This is a genomic window from Pelagibacterium limicola (genome assembly GCF_015694405.1).
Lineage (GTDB): Bacteria > Pseudomonadota > Alphaproteobacteria > Rhizobiales > Devosiaceae > Pelagibacterium > Pelagibacterium limicola.
In genome coordinates, this window is record NZ_JADQDB010000001.1 from 528,767 (window position 1) to 541,609 (window position 12,843).

A 12,843-nucleotide genomic window follows, 5' to 3' on the forward strand; every position below is an offset into this window, starting at 1 on the left:
CTGTCTCAACGCATCCCACGATTGATTGCATCGCCCACTGCACGGCGCAGCGCGAAGATGCCGCTGTCGAAATGCCGGGTTGGATGGACGCGATTGGTAAGCAGGGCCCATGCACGGCGACTTGCAAAATCGATCCAGAGTCCGGTGCCTGTAAATCCGGTATGTCCGATGGTATCGGGCGTGCAGTTTTCTCCGCCCGACCACCCCTCATAGGGCCGTTCCCATCCATGGGTACGGCGGCCGGACAAGGGCGTTCGCATCAGCCGGACTGCATCGGAGTCCGAGGTCAGCAAGCCGTGCGCGAAATCGAGCACCGACGTAATCGTTCCGAATAGCCCCGCATGGCCTGCACCTTGCAAGGCTGCGCAGTTTTCATCATGCACCTCCCCGACCAGCACCCGCCCCCGCCAAGGATCGTTCTCGGTCGCGGCGGCCTCTGCCGGGTTGGCCGACCAGGCTAAACCGGGACCCGGATCAATTCCGCGTATGGTCTTCCCGGCCAGCCTCTCCAGAACGATGCCCAAAAGAATGAAATTGATATCCGAATAAACGGCAGGCCCGGCAGGCCATGCGTACTGCAAGACGAAATGGCGCAACTGAACGGGGTCCGTGCCGTAGACGTAAAGCGGAAAGACGCCGGGAAACGAGGTCTCATGCCCGAGGCACTGCCGGAACGTCACCTTACGCTGCCAAGCGTCCAAATTGTGCTGCGCGAAATCGGGGACAACGCTCGTCAGCGGCGCATCGAGGTCCACCACGCCCTCTTCGGCCAGTGCGAGGATACGCGGGGTGGTGAACATCACTTTCGTCAGTGATGCCAGATCGAACCAGGTCCCAAGCGAAACGTCCCGCTCGACGGGCAGCAAGGCCGCCTTTCCTCCAACCCTCACGGCGTGTGTTCCCGAGGCGTCTACCAGTCCCAGCGCCGCGCCGGGTATCCGCCCATCTGAAATGGACCGCAACACCGGTTCGAATGCGCTATCGAGGACGGTTTCCGGGCTCACGATCTCTCCTGCAACCATATCTGGATCAATGTGAAATCGGTGCCACGGATTGCGCGCTCTGCCCACCGTTTTCGGCAAATTCCGGCGACTTTTCCGCATCGCAAAAACAATCCAGTGTCGCGACGGACAAGGCCACCGCCCCGCAGTTCAAGCCCGTCCATACAGGAGGCCCTTCCTTCCAGCCAATGGGCGTCGACTGCGATTATTCCCGGCCCTCTTCAGGGCAAAATTTGAAATTTATTTCATCTATTGATTTTTTATTCATTTCGATTGACCGCGCTAATTTCTCGTGCTTTCATTCCCTTGCTGCGAAAAAATTCGTAGTATGAAATTTCTTGCAATCTGTTCGCGCTCAACGATAATGATCACGCGGGAGCAGAGGGAAAGCGGAGGAGAATATGAACAAGATTGGACTGGCCGGGCTTGCTGCCGCGGCCATGATGACGGCCGGCTTCGCGTCAATGAGCACGGCCTCGGCTCAGACGGGCTTCCAGTGCGAGCCCGGTGAAACCTACATCATGAATGTGATGGTTTCGGCCCACCCCTATTGGGTGCCCGTCTATCAGGGTTTCAAACAGGCGGCCGAAGCCATGGGTTGCGAGACCATCTTCTCGGGCACCCCGGACTATGACATCGCCAAACAGATCGCCTCGTTCGAGCAGGATCTGATCCGGAACCCCGCCGGAATATTGCTGCACCCGATGCAGGCCGATCCCTTTATCGAGCCCATCAATCGGGCGATCGATAGCGGGGTCGCGATCGTGACCTTCGCTGCCGACTCGCCGGACTCCAACCGTACGGCGTACATTACCTCGGACAATCTGGCCGAAGCGCGCTTCGCTGCCGAGGAAATCGTCGCACAGGTCGGTGACAGCGCGGAGTATGCAGTGCTCGAAAACCCGGGACAAAGCAACCACGACCTGCGCGTCACCGCGCTGATCGACTACATGGAAGCCAATTATCCGAACATGAAGCTGGTTGGCCGTCAGGCGACCAATCAGGACAGCAATGCGGCCTATCGGGCTACCGCATCCATTCTCCAGGCCAATCCCAACCTTGCCGCCATCTGGATTCCGGAAGCCGGCTCGGCGGAAGGCGCGGTTGCGGCAATCCTCGAGGCGGGCGCCGACGTGCTTGTCATGCACGCCGACGTGACCCCGACCACGCTCGAACATATCAAGGCTGGCAACATCCATATGGCGCTCAATCCCAATCAGGGCATCCAGGGCTTTGTGGGGTTCGTCGCCACCTATATGGCCGCCAATTCAGACATGTTCGATCCATTCAACGACTACAAGGTCTCCGGCTACAACCCGATGCAGATCCCGTTCATCGACAACGGCTTCGCGGTCATCACCAAGGACAACGCCGACTCGTTCGACCTCAATGTCTACATGGAAGGCCGTGATCCTAACTGATCCGGTCAAGGCAAGCCGGTGTCCGCGCACGAACGCGCGGACACCCAATGAACGAAATGCAAAAACCAGGGTCGCGCCATGTCTGCGGACACGGATACCGTTCCAATTCTGAAGATCACCAATCTCGTCAAGTCGTTCGGACCTATCCGCGCGTTGCGCGGCGTCGACTTCGAGTTGCGGCGCGGTGAGATCCATGCGCTTGCCGGTGAGAACGGCGCGGGCAAATCGACTCTCATGAATGTCATCGACGGCATTCTGGCACCCGACAGCGGGGAGATATTCCTCGATGGCGAACCTGTAACGATCAAATCTTCGGCCATGGCGCAACGGCTCGGCATCGGCTTCGTGCACCAGGAAATCGCCTTGTGCCCCGACGTTACGGTTGCCGAAAACATCTTCATGTCCGTGACAAACACCAGCCGAACACCGCTGATGGACTACCGGGGGATCGAGCGGAAATCCTCCGAAATTCTGAGCCAGCTTGGCGAAATCGATCCTGCCGCGCTGGTCCGCTCCCTGTCGATTTCTCAGCAGCAACTGGTCGAGATCGCCAAGGCGCTGACGCTTGATTGTCGCCTGCTGATCCTCGACGAGCCCACTGCAGCGCTCACCGAGCGTGAGGCGCAAATCCTGTTCGGAATCATGCGCCACCTCGCGGCCAGGGGCATTTCCATCATCTACATTTCCCACCGCATGGTGGAGATATTCGAGAACTGCGACCGCGTGACCGTATTCCGCGACGGCCAATATATCACGACGATGAACGTCGCTGACACCACCCCGGGTGCCGTGGTCAGTGCCATGGTCGGCCGTGTCATCGACAATTTGTATCCTCCCAAGCAGGCTGAACACCAAAAGTCGGACGAGGTTATTCTCGACGTCCGCAATCTTTGCGAAGTGCGGCGCTTCCGCGACGTCTCCTTCCAGCTACGCAAAGGCGAAATCCTGGGGCTCGCGGGCCTGATCGGCGCAGGCCGCAGCGAGATCGTTAAGGGCATATGCAGGCTCGAAGGCCAGGTGTCGGGGGATGTCTTTCTGCATGGGCGCAAGCTCGACCTCAAAAACTACGGCCAGAGCATTGCCGAAGGTCTTGTCTATCTTTCCGAAGACCGCAAGGGTGACGGCCTTTTTCTCGACATGGCGATAGCCGCCAACGTTTCCGCGCTCGATGTGGCCCAGGTGGCGGCGGGTGGCATCATCAGCGAAAGGCGTGAGACCGAACAGGCCGAGCGGCTGGGGCGTAGCCTCAACCTCAAATGCGGACATGTCGGCCAGCCGGTTTCCGCGCTTTCCGGTGGCAACCAACAGAAAGTCGCCATCGCCAAGATGCTCTCCGTCAGCCCCAAGGTGGTCTTTCTCGATGAGCCCACGCGCGGTGTCGATGTCGGCGCCAAGGCCGAAATTCACCGCATTGTGCGCGACCTCGCCAACCGTGGGGTCGGCGTCATCGTCATTTCGTCTGAGCTTCCCGAACTGATCGGCGTTTGCGACCGCGTACTGGTGGTGCGCGAAGGCCAGATCACGGGTGAGGTCACCGGTATCGGCATGACCGAAGACAGGATCATGTATCTCGCCTCGATCGGCGAGGAGCAAAGGCAGGCATCGTAATGACCGAAAAACCCATGACGAGGATCAAAGAAGGATCCACCGACTATACGCCTGCCGGCAGCGCCTTCATGCGCCTGCTCAAGATGCGGGAAACGGGATTGATCCTCATCATTCTCGCGCTCTTTATCGCCATGACCTTTGCCTCCCCCTATTTCCTGACCTGGAATAACATGCGGGCGATGTCGATGGCCTTCGCCGTGGAAGGCATTGTCGTTGTCGGCATGACCATCCTCCTGATCTCGGGCGGGATCGATCTCTCGGTCGGTTCGGTGACGGCACTGGCAATGGTGATTGCGGGCCTTCTGTTCCTCAACGGCGTCGACCCCTGGGTTGCATCAGCCATCGCTATCGCCTCATGCGCTGGCCTGGGCGCGGCAATGGGCTTTTTCGTCACCAAGGTTGGCCTACACCACTTCATCGTTTCCCTCGCGCTCATGGTGATCGCACGAGGGCTTTGCCTTCTTGGCACGGGCGGACGGCCCATCGGGCTCTTTACCCTGCCGGACTCATTCAAATTCATAGGTCAGGGCTCAATCGGTCCTATCCCTGTGGTCATAGTCATATTTGTGGTCGTGGTGGTCGCTTCAGATTTCCTTTTGCGACACACGACCCTTTTTCGCAAAGTCTTCTACACCGGCAGCAATGAGAAAGCCGCGACCTATTCGGGAATCAACACCAAGAAAGTCATATTCCTGACGACGACGCTTTGTTCGACACTTTGCGGGCTGGCCGGCATCATCTACATGGCCCGCTTCGGCTCTGCACAGCCCACATTCGGGATCGGCATGGAACTCAATGTTATCGCGGCGGCCGTGATCGGAGGGGCGAGCCTTGCAGGCGGTACGGGAACAATCTTCGGCGCGATTCTGGGCACTATCCTGCTTTCGGTGGTCTCGAGTTCCCTCGCCCTTCTCGATGTCTCGGTCTATTGGCAGGATATCATCCGCGGCTCGATTCTTCTGGCTGCCGTAACGATCGATCATTACCTCAACAAGAGACGCGGCTGACCGCCCGACCCGGTTCAACCAGGAATTCATCTCATGGCCGAGAAAAAAGAAGACTTTGAATCCCTCCGCCAGATTTACACGGTGCTCGTGCTCCATTTCGTGGATGGGTTGAAACAGTCCGAGATTGCCACAGCGCTCAATCTCTCAACCTCCAAGGTCAACCGACTCATTGCCCAGGGGCGGAAGCTGGGGATGGTCAGGATCGACATCCAAAGCCCGTTCCAGCGGCTTGTCGATCTCGAACGACTGCTTATGGAAACCGCCAGTCTCGGCGCAACCGTTGTAACCCCCACGGTCTCCGGCAGCCCGGACACCACGCTCCAGCAGGTCGGCCGCGCGGCGGCCAACCAGTTGCTCGAAACGATCAGGGATGGTGATGTCATCGCCATCACCGGGGGTAAGGCGATAAGCGCCGTTGTCGAGCAGTTGCAGCCCGAGCGCACCTTCGACGTGACGGTCGTACCGCTGACCGGCGGCGTTCAGGGCAAGTTTTTCACCGACGTCAATCACCTCGCTACCCAACTCGCTGAACGGCTTGGCGGCAGGACGATGCTGGTCCATGCACCGCTCTTTGCCGAAAGCCGCGAACAGCGTGACATGGTCATGGACATGGCCTCGATCCGTGAAGCCTTCGACCTCGCCCGCAAAGCTGCCGTTGCCCTTGTGGGCATAGGTTCGATCAACACGCCAGGCTCGAGCTATTACGATCTTCACCCCATGCCCAACCCCGACCGAGATCTGCTTGCCAGAAGCGGCGCCGTCGGTGAGTTCATGGCCCATCTCATCAAGGACGACGGCCAAATCGCCGACTATCCTCTCAACTCGCAACTGGTCGCGCTCAACCCCTCGGAACTCTCCCAGTGCAGAAGGACCATCGGGGTCGCCGCCGGCACGGAAAAGGTCCCGCCCATCCGCGCCGTCCTCAACGGTCAGTTCCTCCATTCCCTGGTGCTGGACGAAGAGACGGCGTCCGCAATCCTCAAGTCCTTCGGAAAGCTGCAGAATGTCGCATGATGTCCTTACACGCCAGATCGGGTCTTCGGGCATAACGGCCTCGGCGGTCGGTCTCGGCACCTGGGCGATCGGGGGCTGGATGTGGGGCGGCACGGACGAGGCCAATTCAATCGCGGCAATCCACGCCTCCATCGATGAAGGCATAAGCCTCATCGACACCGCTCCGGCCTACGGGTTCGGCGTGGCTGAGGAAATCGTTGGCAAGGCCCTCAAGGGTCGCCGCGATCAGGTGGTACTCGCAACCAAATGCGGCCTGGTTTGGCATACCCGGAAGGGTAATCATTTCTTTGATCATGACGGGATGCCCGTCCATCGGTATCTGGGCGGCGACGCAATTGTCTATGAGGTTGAGCAAAGCCTCAGGCGCCTCGGCACCGACTATATCGACCATTACATTACGCATTGGCAGGATCCCACCACCCCCATCGCCGAAACGATGGAAGCGCTCCTCAAGCTTAAGGATCAGGGCAAGATCCGATCGATCGGGGCATCCAATGTCTCATCGACTGAACTCGACGCCTACATTACCGGCGGCGGACTCGATGCCATCCAGGAAGAGTTCAGCATGGTAAAGCCGGATATCGGCGCAACTCTCGTGCCGGTCTGCCAACGTGCCGGCGTTTCGATCCTCAGCTATTCCTCGCTCGCGCTCGGGTTGCTGTCGGGCCGGATCGGACCTGACCGTGTGTTCGAAGGCGACGACCAGCGCAAGGATAGTCCGCGTTTCTCCATCGCCAACCGCCAGAAAGTCGCGCGCCTCATGGACGCCATCAGGCCGGTTGCCGCCGATCGAAATGCCAGTGAAGCGCAAATAGTTGTCGCCTGGACCATCCAGCAACCGGGAATAACCTTCGCACTTTGCGGCGCTCGTAATCCGCAACAAGCCAGAGAAAATGCCAGGGCGGGGCGTATCCGCCTGACTCCCGAGGAAATCGAACAAATAAGCGAGGCCGCAGCACAGCACCTGATCGATCTGGACGCCTGATCTATCCACACCGAACACTCCTTTCAGCCCCGCCATCCCGGCGGACGAGCACTTGAGTCATGCCTGGTCAACGCGACGAAAATTTCGAGATGATCCGCCGGAACGGCGCCTTCGACGTAATCGTCATCGGCGGCGGCATCAACGGCATCGGCGTTTATCGCGAACTCGCCTTGCAGGGGCTGCGCGTCCTCCTTGTTGAGCGAAACGACTTCTGCTCCGCCTGCAGTGCAGCGCCCTCCCGCATGATCCACGGGGGGTTGCGCTATCTCGAAAATGGCGAGTTCGACCTCGTCAAGGAATCCCTTCGCGAACGCGACGCCCTTCTCACCAATGCGCCCCACATGGTTCGCCCGCTACCCACGACCATCCCAATCAACGGGCTCTTCTCGGGTCTCCTCAATGGCGCAGCGAGTTTCGTGGGGGTCTCCACCAAGCCCTCGAGCCGCGGCGCCCTCCCCGTCAAAATCGGCCTTGCGCTCTATGACTGGACAACACGCGTCCGGCGGCTATTGCCCAAACACGCCTTTCGGGGCCGGGAAGAAACATTGCGGCTTTGGCCGGACCTCAGCCCGTCGCTGCGCTTTTCAGCCACATATTATGATGCCTGGATCAGTCATCCCGAGCGTCTGGCCATCGAACTGATCATGGACACGAAGGCAGCGGCCCCCGATTGCGTCGCTCTCAATTACACCGAGTTGACGGCTCAACGGGGCAGGTTTTCGGTGCACGACCACCTTGAAGGCGAGCGGATCGAGTTGACCGCCCGGGCGATCGTCAATGCCACCGGCGCATGGCTCGATGACACGCTGGCAAGTCTGCGGGGCGGGTCCTCCGGGGGCGAGAATTTCGTGTCCGGCACGAAGGGCTCTCACCTGATCCTCGATTGCCCGGACCTTTATGCCGCACTCGGCGGGCATATGATCTTCTTCGAGAATACGGATGGCCGCGTCTGCATTGTTTTCCCGTATCTCGGAAAAGTGCTTGCCGGCTCGACCGACATACGGGTCAAATCGGCAGGCCGGGTGCGATGCGAGCCAGAGGAGCGGGACTACATTCTGAAGGCCCTGCGGGTTGCGTTTCCGCGCATCGTTGTCTCGGAGCGCAATGTCGTCTTCAGCTATAGCGGCATAAGACCCCTGCCCCGCAGCGACCACAAATTTACCGGTCGGATTTCGCGCGGCCATTATGTCCACCGTGTCGAAGACCCCATTCCGCAATTCTGCATGGTTGGCGGGAAATGGACCACCTTCCGCGCCTTTGCCGAGCAGACGGCGGATGCGGTGCTCGCGGAGTTGGGCCATGCCCGAGTTGCCGGTACGCTCGAACTTGCCATAGGCGGCGGAGCGGATTTTCCTCAAGATCCGATACAACTTGAAGCTCAACTGGCTGCTGCGTATCGGATTACAGCGGATCGCGCCGCCCATCTCATCGATCTATATGGCACTGGAGCGCACAAGGTCTTGCAGTTCTGCACTGCCCGGGCCGATGATACGCCGGTCATGCCGGGCAGCCAAACGACCATGGCCGAGATCGCCTATCTGGCGTTGAACGAACATGCCTGCCGCCTTGGAGATATTTTCCTGCGGCGTACCGCCATTGCGATAACGGGCGAAATCACGCAGGGCCACATCGAGAAGGTTGCGGAGCTACTGGCTGCCGCCCTCGGCTGGACCGACGCCCGTAAACGTCAGGAAATCGCGTATTTCATCGATGAACTCACATCCTATTATGGCGTCTCTCTCTCGAGCGGCGCTGAAACGTAACGGAACGCAAGGACCTAAGAATGCGCTTGAGCACTAAAGCACGAATGAACCGCCTCTTTACCAACGGTGGCTGTCTCGATGTGGCCATCGATCACGGCGTGTGCAACGAGCCCAGCTTCATGGTCGGCCTCGAGGACATGGGTGCCGTCGTCGATACCCTGATCGGTGCGAGACCCGATGCCATTCAGATGGCCTACGGTCAGGCCGATCTGCTGCAGTCCCGCCCTGAAAAGGACAAGCCGGCACTCGTCATGCGCATTGACATGGGCAATCCCTACAATGCCCAGCGCCACCGGGTCATGTGGTCCATGCTTCAGAACCGTGACGAGCCGATCGTCGGCGCGCTCGAGATGGATGCCGCCTGCGTCGTCGTCAACTTGTTCATGCTGCCCGACGAACCCGAGCTTTTCCGCCATTGCGTCGACAACATCAGCCGCGTGCGCGCCGATTGCCACAAATACGGCATGCCGCTGATGATCGAGCCGCTGGTCATGCTGCCCAATGAGGTACGTGGCGGGTATCAGGTCGATGGCAACGCCGAAAAGATCGTAACGCTCGTTCGGCTGGCTTCGGAAATGGGTGCCGACATCATCAAGGCGGACCCCACCGACAATCCGGAAGATTTCCACCGCGTGGTCGAAGCGGCGCGCGTGCCTGTGCTCGTGCGCGGGGGCGGCAAGGAGGATTTGAAAAACGTCCTTTCCAAGTCGGCGGCACTTATGAAACAGGGCGCCAAGGGTATGGTCTATGGTCGCAACATTTATCAGCACGCCAACCCCAAGGCCGTGGTCAATGCCCTGATGGCGATGATCCACAATGGAGCAGGCGGCGACGAAGCCTGGGATATTTACAATCGTGGCTAAAGGTCCATACCTGCTGGGCCTCGACGCCGGCAACACGGTCATCAAGGCCGTGCTGTTCGATCTCGAAGGCCGCCAGATCGCCGCCCACGGAATCGACGGCGCGACCACGAAGCCGGCACCGGGCATGGTGGAACGATCCGTGCCGGAGCTGTGGGAAAATGCCAAGGTCGCAATTGCCGGCTGCATCGCTTCCGCCGGTATCGATGCCAGGGAAATTGCCGCCGTCGGCACGGCAGGGCACGGCAATGGCCTCTACCTTCTCGACCGAAACAATGAGGCGCTAATTGGCATCCAGTCACTCGATACCCGCGGGGCCGCGCTGGCCGAAGCACTCGACCAGGCGTCCGGCAGCCAAATGCACGCGATCAACGCGCAGCGCCCGTGGCCTTCGCAAACCCCGGTTCTGCTGGCTTGGCTCAAGCATCACCGCCCCGACATATATGCGCGTGCCGGGACGCTTCTCTTTGCCAAGGACGTCGTGGCATTCCATCTGACGGGCGAGCGCGTCAGCGAGATTTCCGATATGTCGGGTGGCGGCCTGTTGCGGTTGCCCGAGTCCCGTTACGACAGCGAACTTCTCGCGCTTTACGGGCTGGAGGATGCCGACCCCCTCCTCCCAGCGTTGTTCGAGCCAACGAGCGTCGTCGGCAAGGTAACGCCCCAAGCCGCTTCGGCCACTGGACTGGTCGAGGGCACACCGGTCGCCGGAGGATATTTCGACGTCGTCGCCTCTGCGCTTGGCTCCGGCGCCGTCGGACCCGGCGCGGCTTCCATCGTGGTTGGAAGCTGGTCGATCAACCAGGTCTTTTCCCAAACCCCAGTCGCCGATGAGCGGGTATTCATGGTGTCAGCCTATGGCAAGGACCGCTTCGTCAATATGGAGAACAGCGCCACTTCGGCAGCCAATCTTGAATGGTATGTCCGCACGCTCCTCGAGCGCGATGGCCACCACGACGACCCCTTTGGGTTTGTAAACGATCGCGTTGGCAGCATAGCCCCGGCTTCGAGCGATCCCTATTTCCATCCGTTCCTTTATGGCGGCAGATCGGGTGCGCATCAGCGCGGCGGCTTTTTCGGTCTGGCCGGCTGGCATAACGAAAGCCATATGCTGCGCGCGGTTTTCGAAGGCGTGATGTTCGAGCACCGGCGTCATGTTGCCGTTCTCGCCCAAGCGGGAGTGACCTTCCAGCATGCGGCGCTGTCGGGCGGTGGTGCACGCTCCCCCCACTGGCCGCAAATGTTTGCGGATGGACTCGGTGTCCCCGTCACCGTGGCGGAAGCACATGAAACCGGTGCCCTCGGTGCCGCGATGGCGGCGGGCGTCGCTGCGAACTTGTTCCCCGATGAAGCCGCAGCCGTCGCGGCTATGTCCCGACCTGCCCGTACGTTCGAACCCGATCCGGCGATAGCGACCCACTACGATCGTCGCTATGATTTCTGGATGCGGTTGACCTCGGCGCTGGATCCCTTCTGGCGCGAGTTCGCGGCGGAGAACGATATATGACGCTCGAAGGGCGATACGATTATATAATCGTGGGTGCAGGCACCGCCGGCTGCGTCCTTGCCAACCGCTTGTCCGAGAACCCGCGCACCCGCGTCCTTCTCATCGAAGCAGGCCAGTCGGACAACTATCACTGGGTCCACATCCCGGTCGGCTACCTCTATTGCATCGGCAATCCCCGCACCGACTGGATGATGAAGACTGCCGAAGAACCCGGCCTCAATGGCCGGTCGCTGGTCTATCCGCGTGGCAAGGTCCTGGGCGGGTGCAGCTCGGTCAACGGCATGATCTACATGCGCGGCCAAGCCGCCGATTACGACGGCTGGCGCCAGATGGGTAACGTTGGATGGGGCTGGGACGATGTCCTGCCCTATTTTCTCAGATCCGAGGATCACCACGCCGGACCCTCGCCCCACCACGGCAGCGGCGGCGAATGGCGCGTGGAAAAACAGCGCCTCAAGTGGGACATCCTGCTGGCGGTGCAGGAAGGCGCCAAGGAGTTCGGCATCATGCCGCGCGCCGACTTCAACGACGGCGACAATGAAGGCTCGGGTTTTTTCGAGGTCAATCAGCGCAAGGGAATCCGCTGGAATACCGCCAAGGCTTTCCTGAGACCAGCGCTCAAGCGCGGCAACCTGCGCCTCATCACAGGCGCCCTCGTCGAACGAATCCTGCTTGAGGGCAAGCGTGCTAACGCCGTGCAGTTCACCAGCAACGGCATCAGCCAGACGGCCTTTGCCGAGGGTGAAATTCTCCTTTCTGCCGGCGCCATCAACTCCCCCAAGCTCCTTGAATGCTCCGGGGTGGGGCAAGCAGAGGTGCTCGCGCAGCACGGTGTCGAGATCCTGCACGAAAGCTCAGGTGTCGGCGAGAACCTGCAGGACCACCTGCAAATTCGCACCGTCTATAAGGTAACCGGTGCGAGGACGCTCAACACGATGTTTCACAGCCCCCTGGGCAAGGTGACCATCGGCCTGCAATACGCCTTGAGCCAGAGCGGGCCGATGTCGATGGCGCCGAGCCAGTTCGGCATGTTCACCAAGTCCGATCCATCGCTCGCAACGCCCGATCTCGAATACCACGTCCAGCCCCTCTCGACGAACCGCCTTGGAGATCCACTGCATACCTTCCCGGCCATCACAGTCTCGGTTTGCAACCTGCGGCCCGAAAGCACTGGCAGCGTCCACATCCAGTCGGCTGCGCCCGACCGGCAACCTGAAATACGCCTCAACTACCTGTTAGCGCCTCGGGACAAGGACGTAGCGCTCCGCTCGGTAAAGCAGGCCCGCCAGATCATGAAGGCCAAGGCGCTTTCCCCCTATGGTCCCGAGGAAATCCTGCCTGGACCCGCCTACAGTTCCGACAGCGAACTGCTCGAACAAATCGGCAATATTGCCACCACAATTTTCCACCCCACTGGAACCTGCCGAATGGGAACCGATGACAGGGCGGTCGTCGATCCGGAGCTCCGGGTGCGTGGGCTGACAGGGCTACGGGTTATCGACGCCTCTGTCATGCCGAAAATTGTCTCGGGCAATACCGCATCGCCGGTCGTCATGATCGCCGAGAAGGCTGCGGACATGATTCGGAAGGCGAGCTAGGAAATTCCCCGGCAGCTTCGCGCAAGCCCGTCAGGTCGCGGTCATCGGTGTTTTGGGCGCGCGGGAATGGCCAGGCCTT

The 12,843-nt window shown here is 60.2% G+C and carries 10 protein-coding genes; 9 read left to right on the forward strand and 1 reads right to left on the reverse strand.

Annotation, left to right across the window (positions count from 1 at the left end):
* Positions 1-5: 5 nt before the first annotated feature.
* Positions 6-1,022, reverse strand: coding sequence for a serine hydrolase domain-containing protein (locus tag I2G20_RS02575; RefSeq protein WP_196258101.1), 1,017 nt, complete (start codon positions 1,020-1,022; stop codon positions 6-8).
* A gap of 380 nt (positions 1,023-1,402) precedes the next feature.
* Between I2G20_RS02575 and I2G20_RS02580 the strand changes: the two genes are divergently transcribed.
* From I2G20_RS02580 to I2G20_RS02620, 9 genes are all read left to right on the forward strand, one after another.
* On the forward strand, positions 1,403-2,422 hold the full coding sequence (locus I2G20_RS02580; RefSeq protein WP_196258102.1) for a substrate-binding domain-containing protein: 1,020 nt from the start codon (positions 1,403-1,405) through the stop codon (positions 2,420-2,422).
* Positions 2,423-2,500: 78 nt separating this feature from the next.
* Positions 2,501-4,030 carry a sugar ABC transporter ATP-binding protein gene (locus I2G20_RS02585; protein WP_196258103.1) on the forward strand — a complete coding sequence of 510 codons (1,530 nt, stop codon included), beginning with the start codon at positions 2,501-2,503 and terminating at the stop codon, positions 4,028-4,030.
* 68 nt (positions 4,031-4,098) lie between these two features.
* Positions 4,099-5,037, forward strand: coding sequence for an ABC transporter permease (locus tag I2G20_RS02590; protein WP_207747524.1), 939 nt, complete (start codon positions 4,099-4,101; stop codon positions 5,035-5,037).
* Between the two features lie 33 nt (positions 5,038-5,070).
* The gene (locus I2G20_RS02595; protein ID WP_196258105.1) at positions 5,071-6,051 is read left to right on the forward strand and encodes a sugar-binding transcriptional regulator; all 981 of its coding nucleotides are present in this window, start codon (positions 5,071-5,073) and stop codon (positions 6,049-6,051) included.
* A complete protein-coding gene (locus I2G20_RS02600) occupies positions 6,041-7,036 on the forward strand; it encodes an aldo/keto reductase (RefSeq protein WP_196258106.1) in 996 nt (331 codons plus the stop codon). The genes I2G20_RS02595 and I2G20_RS02600 overlap by 11 nt, the downstream gene beginning before the upstream one ends.
* Before the next feature lie 59 nt (positions 7,037-7,095).
* Positions 7,096-8,799 (forward strand): glycerol-3-phosphate dehydrogenase/oxidase, encoded by a 1,704-nt coding sequence (locus tag I2G20_RS02605; protein WP_196258107.1) that lies wholly within the window; start codon positions 7,096-7,098, stop codon positions 8,797-8,799.
* Between the two features lie 20 nt (positions 8,800-8,819).
* Positions 8,820-9,662, forward strand: a complete 843-nt coding sequence (locus I2G20_RS02610) for a class I fructose-bisphosphate aldolase (RefSeq protein WP_196258108.1) — start codon at positions 8,820-8,822, stop codon at positions 9,660-9,662.
* Entirely contained in the window at positions 9,655-11,166 is a 1,512-nt protein-coding gene (locus tag I2G20_RS02615; protein ID WP_196258109.1) for an FGGY family carbohydrate kinase, read from the forward strand. Before I2G20_RS02610 ends, I2G20_RS02615 begins: the two co-directional genes overlap by 8 nt.
* Positions 11,163-12,764, forward strand: coding sequence for a GMC family oxidoreductase (locus I2G20_RS02620; RefSeq protein WP_196258110.1), 1,602 nt, complete (start codon positions 11,163-11,165; stop codon positions 12,762-12,764). The genes I2G20_RS02615 and I2G20_RS02620 overlap by 4 nt, the downstream gene beginning before the upstream one ends.
* Positions 12,765-12,843: the final 79 nt, after the last annotated feature.